The sequence below is a fragment of the Mucilaginibacter sp. 3215 genome (assembly GCF_050433785.1).
GTDB lineage: Bacteria > Bacteroidota > Bacteroidia > Sphingobacteriales > Sphingobacteriaceae > Mucilaginibacter.
On the sequence record NZ_JBNPWO010000021.1, the window covers coordinates 86,960 to 103,755 of the forward strand.

General features: G+C 43.0%; 12 protein-coding genes. 5 read left to right on the forward strand and 7 right to left on the reverse strand.

Annotated elements, in window-relative coordinates:
• Positions 1–3: 3 nt before the first annotated feature.
• The 5 genes from ABIC84_RS24175 to ABIC84_RS24195 form a co-directional block, all read right to left on the reverse strand.
• The gene (locus ABIC84_RS24175) at positions 4–3,624 is read right to left on the reverse strand and encodes a DUF6443 domain-containing protein (RefSeq protein WP_429265225.1); all 3,621 of its coding nucleotides are present in this window, start codon (positions 3,622–3,624) and stop codon (positions 4–6) included.
• 101 nt (positions 3,625–3,725) lie between these two features.
• Positions 3,726–7,646, reverse strand: a complete 3,921-nt coding sequence (locus tag ABIC84_RS24180; protein WP_429265226.1) for a DUF5977 domain-containing protein — start codon at positions 7,644–7,646, stop codon at positions 3,726–3,728.
• Positions 7,647–7,711: 65 nt separating this feature from the next.
• Positions 7,712–8,599: a hypothetical protein gene (locus tag ABIC84_RS24185; RefSeq protein WP_429265227.1), complete on the reverse strand. Its 888-nt coding sequence runs from the start codon at positions 8,597–8,599 to the stop codon at positions 7,712–7,714.
• A gap of 28 nt (positions 8,600–8,627) precedes the next feature.
• Positions 8,628–9,590, reverse strand: coding sequence for a hypothetical protein (locus tag ABIC84_RS24190; protein ID WP_429265228.1), 963 nt, complete (start codon positions 9,588–9,590; stop codon positions 8,628–8,630).
• Positions 9,587–10,519 carry a hypothetical protein gene (locus ABIC84_RS24195; protein WP_429265229.1) on the reverse strand — a complete coding sequence of 311 codons (933 nt, stop codon included), beginning with the start codon at positions 10,517–10,519 and terminating at the stop codon, positions 9,587–9,589. The genes ABIC84_RS24190 and ABIC84_RS24195 overlap by 4 nt, the downstream gene beginning before the upstream one ends.
• A 993-nt stretch (positions 10,520–11,512) precedes the next feature.
• Here ABIC84_RS24195 and ABIC84_RS24200 point away from each other — a divergent pair.
• The 5 genes from ABIC84_RS24200 to ABIC84_RS24220 all read left to right on the forward strand — a co-directional run bounded on the left by ABIC84_RS24200 (position 11,513) and on the right by ABIC84_RS24220 (position 14,847).
• Complete coding sequence (locus tag ABIC84_RS24200; RefSeq protein ID WP_429265230.1) at positions 11,513–12,286, forward strand: hypothetical protein; 774 nt, start codon at positions 11,513–11,515, stop codon at positions 12,284–12,286.
• Positions 12,287–12,484: 198 nt separating this feature from the next.
• Entirely contained in the window at positions 12,485–12,754 is a 270-nt protein-coding gene (locus tag ABIC84_RS24205) for a helix-turn-helix domain-containing protein (RefSeq protein ID WP_429265231.1), read from the forward strand.
• A complete protein-coding gene (locus ABIC84_RS24210) occupies positions 12,751–13,077 on the forward strand; it encodes a hypothetical protein (protein WP_429265232.1) in 327 nt (108 codons plus the stop codon). Before ABIC84_RS24205 ends, ABIC84_RS24210 begins: the two co-directional genes overlap by 4 nt.
• Entirely contained in the window at positions 13,074–13,868 is a 795-nt protein-coding gene (locus ABIC84_RS24215) for a BfmA/BtgA family mobilization protein (RefSeq protein ID WP_429265233.1), read from the forward strand. Before ABIC84_RS24210 ends, ABIC84_RS24215 begins: the two co-directional genes overlap by 4 nt.
• A 58-nt stretch (positions 13,869–13,926) precedes the next feature.
• Positions 13,927–14,847, forward strand: coding sequence for a DUF5712 family protein (locus ABIC84_RS24220; RefSeq protein WP_429265234.1), 921 nt, complete (start codon positions 13,927–13,929; stop codon positions 14,845–14,847).
• Positions 14,848–15,142: 295 nt separating this feature from the next.
• On the opposite strand, the gene ABIC84_RS24225 is transcribed toward ABIC84_RS24220, so the two are convergent.
• Positions 15,143–16,255 (reverse strand): tyrosine-type recombinase/integrase, encoded by a 1,113-nt coding sequence (locus ABIC84_RS24225; RefSeq protein ID WP_429265235.1) that lies wholly within the window; start codon positions 16,253–16,255, stop codon positions 15,143–15,145.
• A gap of 95 nt (positions 16,256–16,350) precedes the next feature.
• Positions 16,351–16,686 (reverse strand): transcriptional regulator, encoded by a 336-nt coding sequence (locus tag ABIC84_RS24230; protein WP_429265236.1) that lies wholly within the window; start codon positions 16,684–16,686, stop codon positions 16,351–16,353.
• Positions 16,687–16,796 lie beyond the last annotated feature (110 nt).

The window sequence follows — 16,796 nt, forward strand, 5'->3', positions numbered from 1 at the left end:
TTATTATTTGGAATCAACTGACCAATGGATGTGATCCATATGGTCGGCGGCAGTTTTAATTCTGTTATCGATTTGTTTTGAAGTTAAATTTGTAATGTCTAAAAATTGATTTCCGGATTTTAACATATAAATAGGTCCAAAATTTTCTCTGCGGCCCGGCTGAAACTCAAACGCAACCTGCAACATTTGTACAATGGCGTCAACTTGACCAGTTTTAATATGAATCCCATTTATCGCAGAAATATCAACCGCAAGGCCCTTACTGTGATTGCTATTAGGAGCGTGTTTGCCATTTGTAGTAGCACTTATAGTAATTGATTCTATTTGCTGAACGAGACGGGAATTGTTAGTTGCCGCTATTGACTTAACAACTGCTGTCACTAATTTGGTACTTACCTCATTATCAGAACTAGCACCACCGCTTGTGTTCTGAAAATAAACTTTTACTGTTTCACCTCCTCCTAAATCTATATCTGTAAAGTGAGATGTTTCAGGTGTAGTTGTTCCATCAGCTCCTCCCTGGTTAGAACTTTTATTTTCTTCCGGAGTTGCTTGCTGACTATTCCCTGTTGAATTGCCGATTCCACCAGCCGAAACAATGTTTGTACTATTTGCAGGCGTCACAAAGTAAGTAGCAGAGGCCATTCCCGCTATCTGTTCCATTGCCTCATAAGTGGGTACTTCCTGTCCGTTAGCGTCTCTGTAACTCCCGGTATTATAATCATAGGTAAGCATCCCGTCAAGGTCAATATTTCTGATCGGATTATCCTCCACGTAATTATACGGCGACCATCTCCTGCTTTTCTCAGCCAGCGGATCGATCGAATTCCATCTTGCAATCACCGGGTCATAGAACCGGGCACCGTAATCGTATTCGTTCAGCTCATCCTGCATCTCTTTGCTGTTGTAAAGATACTTATTTCCTGCATTTTGCTGGCGATGTACGTTTAGGCCGAAGGGGTAATAATCATCTTCACCTACTTTACCGTTTGTCTGGTCAAATGTTACTCGGTTGTTACCCAGGTGATCACTTAGTGTGTACTCATAAATATAGTTGGCGCCGGTTTTGATCGCTCGGCCTTCTTCGGTTTGAATAAAGTCTATCGTGCCATCCGACTTGTACTGGATCCCGCTTACGTAATCGGTTGGTGCGCCGCTGCTTATTTTTCTGAGTTTATTACCGGCAGCATCATAGCTGTAGGTTAAGCTTTTGCCAGGTATACTGGCCGGCAAATTCAGTAGATTGTAGTTTATCGTATTCCCCTGGCCATCACTGGTGGCATTGCCGTTAACATCATAACTATAACTCCGGGTTACGCTGCTGTTATTGCTGGTAACTGATTGCAGCTGGTTGCCGCTATAAATATAACTGAGTATGCCGCTGTTCGGCCCGAAACGGGTCATCCCTTGTATATTGCCATTTGCATCATACGCGATACTGTTTTCACTGAATGCCTCCGCCGAATTGCCCGCCGTTAAACGGTTCAGCTGATCGTAATTATAGGTAACAAATTTTTGCCCGCCGCTACCCTTGTTATATAATTGTTCGGCAATGTTGCCATTATACTGCGGCCTTCCGTTATTTGCCGGCACCGGCGTATTGTAATTAAGCGCCATGCTAAACAGCTTATCGGCAGCGGGAGCCACGTTAGGATCATTGATCCTGGAAAGCCAGCCGCGTTCATTATAAGCATAGCTTGCGTTTTGCAGAAACGATGCACCCATATTGGTGCTGTGCAGGTGTTTTATCTTCATCTGACCAATATCGTTGTAATCCACCTGACTTAGCAATACATTAACCCCGCCGTTAAGTTGTTCAAAGGTTTGCGTTTTGCGGCCCATATGGTCATAAACATAAGCGTTGGTTACGGTTAACACGGGGGTCGCGGTACTTGTAGTGTTATAATGTTTACGTATCGTAGCGGTTACTACATTGGTAAAATCGTAACTGTTCGTTATGACGTCATAGTTATTTACATTAGGTGTGCCGCCACCCAGGTAGTGCTGTTTGTAGGTTTGAATATTACGGCCGAAGTCATCATAATAGCTTACCGCCCAAAGCATGCCGGCAGTACCCAGAATATTTACTTTACTGCCGGTAAGCAGGCCTGTGGCTTGGCTGCTGGCTCCCGATGGCAGGGTATTAAATACCGGAGGCAGCCCGGTAACATTGCTAAAACTGTAGTCATCGTAATAGTTGATACTGAGATAGCTGCTGATGGCGGGATAGCTGCTAACGGCATATCCTATATTTACATCCGTTTTATCGCGGGTATCCCATTGGGCAGCCGCATAAATATTGGCCTGTAAAGTTGATTGTGCTATAACGGCACCTGCATTCCACAATCCGGTCATGACGACTCTGCCTAAAGCATCATATTTGGCCACTGCCCATTGATTAGTTAACCGCTGGATAGCATCCTGAGTAAGCACCGGCTGGTTTAGTTTATTGTATACTACATATTCCCAGCCCTTGCCAGGAAGTTTTTTTTGAATTAACCGGTTTTGCTCATCGTAACGGTACTGGTAGCACAGGTTATCAAGAACAGTCTGTACAGGCAGCACATTATCAGCATTGCTCATTGGCGGCAAGACAAAGGCCAGGTTGCCCAGGTCGTCATATACATAATAGGTAGATAGGATCTGCAGGGTTGTACCGCTGTAATTAAATGTACGTCTCAGTACCACACGCCCATCGTTGTCTTTATAGGTTTCTGTTGTGCCCCCCCGGCCGCTTCTCCAGTTTTCATCTTTGGTAATGCCAACATCAAGTTGCGCAGCCAGGTAATTGGCGTTGGTTCCGGCTGCCCTGGTAAGTGTGCGACTCCCGTCTGTATTTATTGTTACACCGTAAAGCGCAGCAATCATGGTATTAGCCGTATCCGTTATCGCTGTTGCGTTGTTAATGGTGTAAACAATTTTGACGGTATGCCCAGTAGTATTACCCGCTACGGGTTGCCAGTCGGTGCCCGGCGCGCCCAGTTCTGTTGCCCGGTTCAATGGCGATGGCTCAAAGTTAGTTACTGCAAAGGGCTTGGGGTTATAAACTATACCGTTGCTTTGCTGTGTGCCCGAAGCTGCTGTACTGCCGGCAGGGTAATAAAAATCCATCACACCGGCGCCCGATGTAAGGGCATCTGTTTTGTAGCCGCCATCAGCTGTAGTTGCTGCATAGGGCAGGTATTTTTGTACTTCCCTTCCAAAAACGTCATAGGCAAAAGGCTGCACCAAATCTTTATCCGATGGGGAGCCTTTGATCTGGATGCTTTGCAGCGGTCTGCCCAATCCGTCAAAGTATGCTACCGTTTGCATCAGCTCGCAAGTGCTGCGGTTGGCTAAACCCGCAGTAGTAGTGATGCCGCCAATCCGGGGTTCTGATGTAAATATATAGTTTTTGCTGGCACTTAAAGCCGTGGTTTGCGGTACGCAATCAGCGCCGACTATAAACAAACTCAGGCTGCTGTTACTTGCTGCCGTAAAGCTGAAAGTTGGATTAAGCAGGATACTGGTATTGCTGTAATAGGCGCCTGCTAAGGGGGTGCCTGTCATAGGCGCATTTACATATGTTTGAGCCATTGAGGCGATAGTCGACAGCAAAAGGCTGAAAACTAAGAACACCGGCATGAGTATTGATTTTATAGTGATATGGGAAATGGCCATATTTATTATAGAGGTTTAAGGTTAATGCTTTAATTTGGTATACCTGGTATTAATAACCTGTTGTTTTAATAGATCCCAACATTTCGTTCTCCCCCGGTACCGCTATTGATATTAACATTACTAAAACTAACATGATTCCCGGCAACCGCTGTTCTTGCGCCCACGTAACAGTTATGGCTGTTGCTTGAACCAATGGTAGAAAAAGATACAGTATAAATTCCTGCCGGTAATACAAGCGTAGATGAACCCGGAGGGCATACGTAGCTTCTGTTATTCCCGGTACCTGCAGAAAAATTTAATCCCGTTGAAAAATTTATGCCGATGGAATCCGAAGTGGAATTACTAAAAATAACCGTTACTGAGGCGGCACATATACAATTGGCATTGGCATAATTCTGACCGTTGGTGTTAACGTCGTTTTGTGCCTGGTTATCGGCGTCGGCCTGTGAAGTAACTGAACTGTAGGTTTGGGCAGGTACAACATAATATGTCTGTCCGGGTGTGGTACCTGCTGCGCAGTTATTTTTTGTAAAAAGTGTGGATAATGCCGAATTATAATATTTCAGGATACAGGTACCGTTCGCATTAGCATATGCCTGTCCATAGGAAGATGCCGACTGTCCGTCATACATCTCACTGACAGCCTGCGCATTTGCATCTGCCGGAGATATTAAAGAGGTATACTTACCGGCCGGAACGGTATAGGTTACCGGAGGGCCGGGAACATAATTTCCCGCCGGGCAATCGTTTTTCAAAAAGCTGGCTGACTGTGCAGTATTTAAAAATGGTGTAGCATAATGATACGCGTAGTTTTTTACAATACTGCCATTTTGATCTTTAACGTTTATAAGCCGTGTAAATTCATCGTATTCAAAATAGCTGCTTTTGTTATTGGCATCGGCTGTGCTTTCAATTTCAACTCCTTTGTAATAATTAGCGGTTATCATTTGTGTAGTTTGCGGGCTTAACGCTACCTGATCAACCAAATTACCATTGGTATTGATGGTTACAGCGGTAATGCCGGACAGCGTCCATTTGTACAGGCTCCAGTTGCTATTGATCGCAGTACTTACGCCATTTACCGTTACCGATCCGCTTCCTTTTGCCCATAAGCTTACATTGTAGCTGCCGGATAATAAACCGCTTTTGGTGATAACCCCGTTAAAGCTTTTTGAGCCTGATTTACTTGACGATGATGAAATGCCCCCCGATGCATAGGTCCAGTTACCCAAATCGTCCGTTTCAAATCCAGAGTATGCAATTGTACTAAACGATGCATTATCAGCTTTAGCCAGATTATTTCCGGATTTATCTAAAATAATAGCAGTTTTAACGCCTCCCGGGTTTTCAAATTCAACGAGCCGGCTCTTGTCGTCATAAGCATTACATATGATAACAGGTTTAAAGTTATGATCTGCAGGTAATAAAACGTTACTGGAGAATGAACCTGGCGTTCCCTGCAAAGGCTTTGTCAGCTGCGACGTGTAAGTTTTAAGTGGCCTGATAACGCCGCTACTCAGCGTTTGATATTCTGTTACATTTGATTGTACCAGGTAACTGCCCGAAGGCTTGATCAGCCACGATTCTGTTAATACCGGTTTGCTGATTATATTATTGCTTGCAAGTGCAGATAACGGACCGCCCAGGTTGTAATCAAAAGGATAATAATAATATTTTCTTGCGGTATTGCCATCGGAGTTTAGCTGCGACGATGTACGAAGCATAAAATAATTAGCATCATAAGTATTCTGTGTAAGTACTTCTTTCGGTAAAACGGAGCCGGTTGATGGATAGGTATACACATGCGTGGCTTTTAATTCCGCTCTCCCTATTACAGGATAGTAGTTATTGAATTTATATATGAATCTGATGGCGTACGGGTCAGAACCTCCTCCCCCCCCAAGGACATCAACTTCTCCATCTTTAGACATATATAACGATCTGTAGTTATCGTCAACCTTTTGCTGCTGAAATATATTATATTCATTAACGATCCGCTTTGTCGTGGCGCCGGTTGAGGAAAAATAAGTAGTCGTCAGCGGCAGGCCCACAGCCCAGTAGGGTTGGTCTATCGGCCTGTAAGGATAATAGTCCTTCGGATTCCACAAAGTAGTATAACTCAGGTCAGAATACTCGTACACGATCTTCCCGTTGTTGCTGCTGCCATTTTGCAGCACTTCTTCTACCCGCCTGTAACCGGCAAAGCTGCCGTCGATATTGGATATAGGATTTGCAGGATTTGTATAAGAAGTTGTCATCGTATATTTTACATGCGGATTAGACGGCCATCCGCCATCATCATAGTACCCGTTTTTAATAAAAGTAAATTCCGGTGTCTCGCCTATAAAGCCGGAAGACAGGCCATCAGTCTCCACATAATTATATTGTTTAACGATATCATGCTGTGGGTCTATCCCGTCGTGCAACGTCCGTTTCTTGATACGTAACCCGGCAACAGTAACATTGCCGCTTGTTCCGCGTTTATTGTTAAGTTCGTATTCAAACTCTTCTGAACCTCCGGTTGGATAGATAATTCTCTTTATAACACCTAATTTCGCATAATTCAAATCAGGTGTTCTATCTGCAGCCGGCCCCTGTTCAGTGGGTATCACAAAAGCAGTAGCATTTGTTGAAGCAGTAGCATTTGTTTTTCCATTGTAATAACCCCAAAAATCCAAACCAGCTTCTACTATGGACGCACTATTCACCGAATAGGTATGTGGCACAGCATTTTCATTTAAGTTTTGATCTAAAAAGTAATCGAACGCATACATTGTCTGATGATTATTATTGCTGCTAACCAAGTCAATGGCATTTAAATAATCATTCCTTTTTGTAGCAAAATATGTATTTGTAGTGGGTTGTGTATTGGTATAAGTGGCCTTGCCGTCCGTGCCCCAGTAGAGATATTTCAAATAATAACTCTTTACAACTTCTTGCTGGGTGTTAAGAATATCTATCGATTTTAACAAGGGTGATGTGTCTGGATCAGTTCCATCCAAAAAGTAATTTAAATTAATTTTAGTTTGATCTGAAAAAGTAATACTCTGCAGGTCTGCTCCTTTTGCTCCAATTCCCCCAGAAGTTGATGTGTTCCCGAACGGCATGTCTGATCGTTTACTATACACCCCCGTTGATCCGGCCCCTGCCCATGTTTGCCTAACTATGTATTGATAAGTTATCGATTCTTCGCTAAATGGCGCTTCTATTTTAGTTAATAACCAGGATGAGGGATACTCCTTCATATAATAGACAGCTGTAGGCGTCAGGCCAGGATTAGGATCCTCTTCTTCAGTTACCTCGGTCTGATTAAAGTAATATTTTATTCCAGCTTCGTCAATGATCATGAACGAGGCTAATTTAAATTGCGTGCTGCTGGTAAAATTGGGGATTATTTTTACTTTACTATCTGTTACTACTATCACCTGCTTGTCTTTACCGATATAAAACTTGCCGGATTTCCCAGGAATACTAAATTCAAAAATATCATGCTGGGAATCTGCAGTCCCATCAGCATAATTAAAGGTTGGATCCGCACTGTTTATTCTGCTGTCGCCATCCGGCTTGTAGGTTATGCCATTATTGTACAAAACACCATTCCATTTGGTAATCGGGGTTCCATCCGATGAAGTTTCACTGGATTGAAAATCATCGGGAATACCTCTTGTGTGCCTTACGATAGTGCCGCCGGCACGAAGCAGCCAGCCCCTGCCTGTTATATTAGTAGGCTCATTCGCTTTTATACCGCCGGCACCAGTATAAACCAGTTGCATGCTGAAATCCAAAACGGACATTTTCTTTTCATATAGCGGCAAATCTATCTTCGCCATCCCGGTGAAGTTATTCATCGGGATATTGTCAATCTTGCTGAATGCATACGCATTCGGCGAATGCATGCTAAAGTTGTGCGTATAATCAGATTGAGCCTGGACGGCTCCAGCTATAAATAAGGTAAAAAATAAGACCAGCGATAAACGGTGAAACATCGTTGTTAGGTTTAAAGAGTGTAAAGGTTTATGATAATAAAGACTATGAATATGTAACTATGGCTTTATCTCAGTTTGTCGGCAAGCAAGTTAAATTGCTTACTCAACTGATCAATTTGCTGCTGCTGTAATTTCAATTTGGCTTGAACAGCGCTATTACCTTGTGATTGCTCTTTCAACTCTTTATCTTTTTCGATCAGGTACAAGGTTAATTCTTCCACTTTCTTCATGAGTAGCTTGTTCATTTCCCCTACATTCAATCCTTCCTTTGCTATTTGCTGTTCTGATGGAATTTCTGGTAAATGCCGGTTTTGGTCGATGTATTTTTTCACCTCTGATAAGGAGGGTAGCTGATAATCCTTCCTGAAAACATAATCGGCCCAGCCGGTTTCTACCCTGATTTCTTTAGCCCTGATCTTACCATTAACCGATAAGCGGTAACCAGGATCGGGAGATGAGGTATTTAATCCAATATTACCATTGAGATCGGTGATCAGTACCGGGGTAACCGTTATAGATGATGTAATATCCGTACCCGCCGGAACTGCGGTCTGCGTAGTTATACTTACCTGCTGTGCTGTAGTAGCATACCCAAATAAATAGGCTTTTACAGCGAACGCAAAGTAGTCGCTGGCACTGTTAACCGCAAGATAAAAACTTGTTGTAGTACCGCTTTGATAGATCTTGAGACTGCCAGGTCCAAAGGAAGAACCACCTTGAGTAATCTGGTTAACACTGAGGCCTCCCCGATTTGCGATGTAAAAAGTCGTAGTTCCTTTATCATTAGAACCCCAGCCGCCGCCTATAATATCTACTTGTAACTTCTGACTATTTGCAGCATTATCGGGCGAAAATCCCAGGCTTCCTAAAAAAACATAATTAACAGCAGGGGTAATGTTGGGGCCACAGGCGATAGCCGTGTATTGCGCCTTACAGAAAGGCACCAGAATCATACTAATAAGTATACTTAAACAGAGTCTTTTAATTACCATTTTGATTTGTTTTATTTTTGACTAGTTGATTGCGGACCATCATTTTTTTTAATGTATGCTCTAATTTTTCTATGCGGATCTCCTGTTGTTTGTCTTTCCGATCTTTTTCTATCAGGTACAGGGTTAATTCTTCCACTTTCTTTATTAACAGCTTGTTCATTTCTCCCAGATTCTGGCCGTTTGTCGCTATTTCCTGCTCGGACGGTATTTCTGGCAAATGCTGATTTTGATCGATGTATGCCTTAACTTCCGTTAAGGATGGTAGCTGATAAGCTGGCTTGAAAACATAGTCGGGCCAGTTGGCAGTCTCTACTTTGATTTGTTTGGCGCGGATACTACCGTTAACTGAGAGCGCCTCCCTCGGTGTATTGGTTCCAATACCTACATTCCCACTGATATACAGTTTATCCGGCGACGACCAGGCCGGCGGATCGTACCCGATCCCTACACCTGTTCCGTTAACCTGCAGCACTTTTCCGCTTTCGGTACTATTGAGATCGATGAACCTAAAATTGCTGGCATAGGCCGGGGTTCCCCAAGTTCCCTGGTAGAACATTTTCAGCGCGGTTGTCTGATTTACGTCGTACTGGTTGAAAATGTGCAACCTGGCAGCAGGCGCAGGAACACCCACGCCTATGGCTGCGGCAAAATACCCCTGACCGTCCGCCCTGACACTGAAGTTTGTGACCCCATTGGTAACCCCATCATAATAAACGTTTGCTGAACCTACGGGTTGGTCAGTCCATGCCCGAAAAATTCCGTAACCCGGAAAAGAATAGGTATTGCCCAACTGGTGGCCAACAAAAAATGACTGCCCAATTGAGGTCTGGGCGACGATCTTGGTATTATTGTTCAATGCGTCATTTGCATCTACCGTAACCGTTTTCGTTTGTGCAAATCCGGTATGGATTCCCGCCAAACCAGTTATGGCCAGTAATAAAATTTTTTTCATCGTTTATTCGATTTGCTTTTTAGTTGTTTAACCTCTTTTTTCAATGCTGTTATTTCTTCTGTTGCTTTAATCATATACAGCGTCATTTCCTCCATTTTCTTTAACAAAAGCTTATTTGCCTCGCTCACGTCAAGGCCGGTTTTGATAATCTCTGCCTGCGATGGCATTTCAGGCAAATGCTGATTTTTTTGGATATAGGCTTTAACTGAACTTAAGGCAGGTAGCTTATAGCTTTTTTCAAATACATAATCCGCCCAACCATTGAGATCTATGTTAACCTGTCTGGCATGAACAGTTCCGTTAACATCAAGCTTGTTTTGTGGATTGGCTATACCGATGCCGACATTTCCCGCATTAATAGCCAAAGGGTAAATCCCGGCAGTTGTTGGCGAGGAAGGCATTGTGCCACCCCAGGAAGGGACGTATGCGCCAGTGCCGTCAAAGTGAGCGGTTACCGTGTTCCCCCCATTCCTGTTTGCAATATTGAATACTAAATAGATAACAGAATTGTCCGAACTGAACACATAGCGGAAGTTACTCATCACCACAGTGTTGTTATAATAAGTATTGCTTAGAATTGACAGCGAGCTGTTGTAATCAAACTGGGTCGCATTAGCCAGAAGCACCACCGTCTGAACCCTATTAGCCGCTTCAAAACTGACCGTATATGTTCCTTTTATCCGGGCACCGCTCGCTATAACGTAGGTGCCATCAGATAGTACGGATATACCCTGGGTGTCATTCACATTATATCCTTTAATACTGATGGCTCCACCTACGTCAAGAGTGGTTGCCGGATTGGTTGTTCCTATCCCTACATTACCGGTGTTATTATTATAAATAGTGGTGCCACTGGTAGTCCATTGCTGTGCAAAAAGGTAGTCCGATATAAAAACAAGCAGAATTGTGATTAAGGTTAATCGTTTCATGGAGTTTATTTAAGATTGTTGGTTCGGTTAATGATTGTCTATGTATTTAAGAATGTTTCGTCTTTATCTTTGATGTTCTTTAAACGTTGGAAGTTGCTATAGTCATAATATGCGATCATTCTCATGGAAGCCTTTCATATTCGTCATACTAATCAGGGGATCATAGGTCTATGCAGTCATCGGGATAGATACTGGGTAAAAGCAAACATCATCAATCTGTGCAAAGGATATCTTGCTGTTCATAGCTGTTTCTTCCGATACATCAAGGGACGGGGAATAATTTGAAGTACTACAGTTTGGATATTTGAAGAATTCCCCGCCGGAAAATCGACCAGGAATAAAATAAGAACCAGAAGTTTTTTCATATACTTCGCAATAGAGGTTTAAGGTTTATTTTTATTACTTACTGCCTGGCTGCCCGTTAGAAATCAGCACGGTAGTATCATTTATTATTCAATGTTAATTATTAGGTGTTAAAATAACAATTATATTTAAAAATATAATCAGAGAAAATATTTTTAAATATTAATCAATATTAAAAGCAAGTAAAGAGAGATAAATTAATTAAAAATTGATTTTCAAGAAATCTGAATAAAATATAGCGCATTGAATTAATCAATCGATTCGGAATTAGTCCTGTTCGGGCTAAGGAAACGCCAGCCCGAGTAGGACTCGAACCATAAACTGTACGGTTCGAAAACTGCATAGTCACGGATCGTTAAAAGTGTTCTAATTCGCTTAAAACACGGATTTGGTCACTTAAGTGGTTCGAATTCCGCCCAGTTTGGGGACGAATTAATAGCATATAGTTAAATGATTGCCCCCGAAACTGGGCTCGAACCCGCAGCTAATAGCCGAGAATATTCTCAAATTACTCATCAAGCGGTTCGACTTTAGTCCTGTTGATATTTATATTTAAGATACTTCGATATTGTTCCGTTTTCGAATTCGAATATCTACATATATTGTTAACTTTAGGTTAAAATCTGACCTATGCGAGAACAATACTTCAAACACCGGGCAACGTTCGATTTTAACAAGGATACTAATGATATAGGCCGCCCATTTTTTTGGAATAAAAAAGTTGAGGACAACCACTTTCTTAATCTGCTTTACCGAAAGAGTGAACAACAATTCGATGAACTGTATAAATATCACCTGCAATTTTTCCTTTCCGAATACGATGATGCAACCGAGCAGGAGTTCTTCAGGTATGTGTGGGAAGTCATACAGGATGCCATCGCACAATTAAGACATAAAGACAGGTATACCTCCAGTCACGCCGACAACTTCCGGAGTAAATTTCACCTTAACCGGTTTTCAGAATATCTTCAAAGCATCGATGAGTGGAACCTTGGCCGTACCCAGGCCGAGATCATTGCGGAGAAGGAAGGCCAGATCAAGATCCTTAAGGAACAAGTACAACGCCTGATGGATGAGCGCAGAGAAGCTGAGAAGTTGGACACCGATTACCCGATCAACATTGCCAGCGGTCATTTCCTCACCGTAGTTGACCTGTTCAAGAAGATCGAGGCTTTGAAAGTAGGCGATAAGGAACTGGTATTTTCGCAGATGCCTATCACCTGGGCCAAACTGATTAGCCGGTACTTTCAGGAAGACGGTGAACCCATCAAATTAGACCGCGTGCGACGCTACTACCCGCGCGATGCAGGTAATCCGAGTGGCAGGTCATCTGCTATCCCTTCCGAAAATCAGCATTTCAACATAGTTCCGGCAAAACGCAGGCAAGTTAAGATCAAATTTTAGGTCAACTTTTCTTTTGCAGGCAAACGTTTACAATTGCCTTTAAATTATTCAGTACGCTCTTTTTCAGCACTATGCTTTGCCTGCCATTACCATAGCTTGGTTTATGGTAATGAATGATATCGCTTTGCTAACATCTTTGCTTCGTACCCGGTACCGGCGGTACAAGTATGAAGTAACGATTTAACGAAGGAGGCTATTATGCAAGCAAGTGAACTGATCACTAAAGGAGATCTGAATGAATTTAAAAGCGAACTGTTAACGGAAATCAAGAAACTGGTTCAACTGGACGAACAGGGGCAGTCCAAAAAGTGGCTTAAAAGTAACGAAGTAAGAAAGCTGCTCAAAATATCACCAGGCACCTTACAGAACCTGCGCATCAACGGGACATTAAGTCATACCCGTATCGGCAGCATCATGTATTACAAGCTCGAAGACATCAACAAACTTCTGGAAGGGGGGATGCAATGAGTACTCATAAAATTGCGGTGAGTGAACTTGCTGGTTATGGTAAGCTGCTTAAACGCATGAGCATCGACGGGCGGCTGAATACGACACACATCAGCTTGTTCAGCGCATTATTTGTCCAATGGCAACGCGGTGGTTTTAAAAGCCCATTTTCAGTCACCAGAAAAACGCTCATGGCTTTTAGCCGGATAGCATCGATTGCAACGTATCACAAGTGTATCAAAGAACTCGATGAATATGGGTACATCCGTTATCAGCCCTCTTACCATCCAAAACTCGGCAGCCAGGTTTACTGGCCTGCCGGTTGGCAAATCTCAAGATCATGATGAAAAGGAGGATCTCCAGATCGACCGATCAATGGATCAACGTATCGAAAGATCTCATGTCCTTTCGCGAAAGCGGGAGCGAGCGGAAGTCGGGCACACCCGACTTTTCCGCTCGCCCTGCGGGACTAATGCGGTTTTGCGTATACCTGCGGTATACTTCCCCCCGCTTTTATGCTACAGATAAAGAAAACAGTATACCTGGCGGTATACTCAATTATTGCAATACGAAAGATCTTATGAGCAAGGATGAAAATATAAAAACGATCAGGTTCCCGGTGAAGACAGATGAAAAGCTGGTGATCATTGCCAATAAATGCGGTCTTTCGAAGCTTGACCTGTTCGTGTTTATGGTGGACTATTTTTATAAGACCAAGAAAGATCCGAGGGATTTGAATGATGAGCTATTAAAAAATGCGATCAACAGGAAGACGGACAATATTGTTGCGTTTATCAGGACACAGGAGCAGGAACTTTTGATGCCTTTAAAGAAAGATTCAGAGCATATGATCAATTCACAATTGAAGATCGTGGATTATTTTAACCAACATATCATCACGCATAACAAAGAGCAAAAGGAAGCTTATTCGGCCCAAAGAAAAGCGATTGAAGAGATCGTAAAATACCTTCAAATCATAGACAGGCTGCAATTGGAAAAAAGAAACCTGAAAATCCGTTTCAAATCAATCCTGGACCATTACGTTTCCCAGCGGGAGAACTTAAATGTATTTGCGAAGCAGGCAGATAAGGATGAGCTGGTGCGTTTTGCAAGGGAACAGTTGGAAAGTCTTTGACAGCAATAATGAGCCAGCGCGTATTGGGGTATTTTATTTACAACTAATCAAGAAAAAAATGCACATCAATATCACGACAAGTGAAATCGGGAACAATAAAGGAAGCAGCAGCCGGCTGGTAGCCTACCTGGAAAAAGAAAACCGTATGGCCGAAGCTCAGGGTAAGCATTACCAGCCGGAGTATTGGTTTAACCACAAACGGGATAATATCCAGCCCTATGAGGTAAGGTCGGGTATCGATAATAACGTAGCCAAACTTTCAAAGGACGATGCCAAATTTTTCCTGGTGAACATCAGCCCGAGTGAAAAAGAGTTATTGTACCTGAAAGAGAAGTTTGGAAAAGAGGGTGCGAAAGATTATTTGAAAGCTTACGCCAATGAGGTGATGGATGCTTATGCTAAAAACTTTAAACGTGACCGGGTGGATGGTAACCAGGACCTGGTTTATTATGCCAAGCTGGAAAAAAACAGGTATTACACTTACAAAGACCTGGAAGTGAGAAAAGGCAAGGCCAGCAGAGGGGATGTCAAACCGGGAGAACAGATGCATGTTCAGGTCATCGTCAGCAGGAAGGATGCCAGTAATACGATCAAGTTAAGCCCATTGAACAATTCAAAAGGGACGAATGCCGAACATAGTAAGATCGTTGGGCAGTTTGACCGGGTAGCCTTTAAGCAGTCGGCGGAGCAGATATTTGACAGGATGTTTAGTTATGAAAGGGAGGTCAAAGAATCGTTCGAATATGCGAATGCTATGAAAAATGGAAGCTATGAACAAAAGGTTGAGTTCAGGGAAAAACAGAGGGTTCAGGAGTCCGGTAACCTATTCCAGCAAAGCCATAGCAAAGGCGTTCTGGATGTATTACTTGATGGTGCCGCCAAAAATTATGGGCCGCCGACGGTGGATGATGGCCGGAGGCGTAAGAAGAAAAGACGACCGGGGCAGGATTATGATCGGGGACAACAGCTATCACGCTAATTAAGGATTAAGAGGCCATGCGGCTGCGGCAGGCGGCTCCATTACACCACGCGCTTCACTCCGGGTTTCATTGCGCCGCCAGCCTCGCCGCCGCACGTGCAAGAGTGTATTCGTTCCTCATACACACCTGCCTTTCCCGCCCGCTGATTATTGGTTAGTCACAGCACCGCAGTCACAAAGTTAGCTACGCAGGAAAAAAGTCAAGGCTATATAAACCGGCTATCGCCGGGCCTTGACAGTTTTCCTGCTAACAGCTCCCGTTGTTTAAGCGGTGATATGACTGGGTGTGCGCAGATCAAAAGTCGAAGACAATCCGGTTCGCTGCTTCTTTCTTTGCCTTGTCCACGACACGGGTATATCGCTGCGTTGTCTTAAGATGTCTATGACCTAATAGCTTTGATATGGTATAGATATCTGTGCCATGGTCGAGCTGTAAGGTAGCATAGGTATGCCGGAGGCAGCTAAACGTCAGGTGTTTATTTATACCAGCTTCTTTTGGCCAGACTTTTAGCATATCGCGGGTGTAATTGTAGTTGACTTTTGGAAAGACAGTTTCTTCTGGTTCTCCACGTTCCCCCATTAAGTCAAATGCTTGGTTAGAAATGTAAACGTGCTGAGGCTTATAAGTTTTACGCTGACGGAATTGTAGATAAAAGCTATCTCGCTCACCGCGAACCTGTTTCCAAGTGAGGTATTTGATATCACAAAACCGAAGACCGGTCAAAATGGCCAGCAATATCACTCTTTTATACAGATCATCATTCACAGGAGTTTCAAGCAATTTCCGTATTTCATCCATCGTTAAATACTCAACCTCTGCTTCAATTTCTTTCAGCCCAGGCGACAAAGCATGAAGATCATCGCTGATCAGTTTTTCACGCCAGGCTTGTTTTAGTGCAGTACGGAATTTATTGAAATAACTTAGTGCGCTGTTATGCCCTATGCCACGCCTTGATTCGCGTAACTTGGGTTCACTTAGCAAGAATCGCTTAAACTGCTCGCAGAGGAAAAGATCAAGTTCAGCAAAGCTTAAATCCGCACCATCAGCAAATAATTGAAAATACCTTACACTGCTATCCCAGTTATGCCAGTTCAGACCGCGCTGCTGATCGGCAAGTTTTCTGAAATAGGTAATAAAACTTTCCTGTTTCCGGAAACTGGGAGACATTCCATGTTTCTGAGCCTGCAATTCGAGCTGGCGGCTGGCGCAGATCGTAGTTGCCAATTCCATAGTAGTCCGGTTATGATTTCTTTCGGTGGGAGTTGCCGGATTATCATATACGAAGAGTTTAAGATTTTCGTAGCCGGTCTGCTTATTTGTTTTGGGGTTTACGATTGGTGGATAGTAGTCTAAAAACAGGCGATGACGGCCCTTTGTAAGAGCGTGTTTTCTGACAGTTACTTTCATGGCGTTTAAAATTGGTTACGCATGAAATAACAGCTTGATCTGCTAAAAGCTTAAAACTAAATTAGATTAATGAACGTAAAAAAATGATTTGCTGTTTATAAGCCTTTATTTTTTAAAATCTGTACTTTTTCTCTTTCACTCGCTAAAAGTTGTTCGTAAAGTTTTTTATTCTCCTCAAATAATTCAATTACCTTATCAATTGGGTGAAAAGTAGGTTGGTAATTTATTGCATTTAATGTAGACGTGTCAGTACTTGTAAAGGTGTTTGAAATTATGTTCAAGACACTATCCTCGCTAAAGTTCTTAATTGCTTCAACAGGAACTTTTAATATCTCAGCTACCTGCCTTAAGATATCATCTTCAATGACTTCTTTTTGTTCCAATAGTGATACCCTTTTTTGACTCCATTCTTCACCAAGAGCAATAGCCAAAGCCTCTTGTTTAAGCGTAGGATGAGCCCCCGGCGCCTTGTTTTATTACTAAAGTAGGTTTCCGAGAGCTTTCCTCCAAACCGTACGTGCACCTCTCAGCGCATACGGCT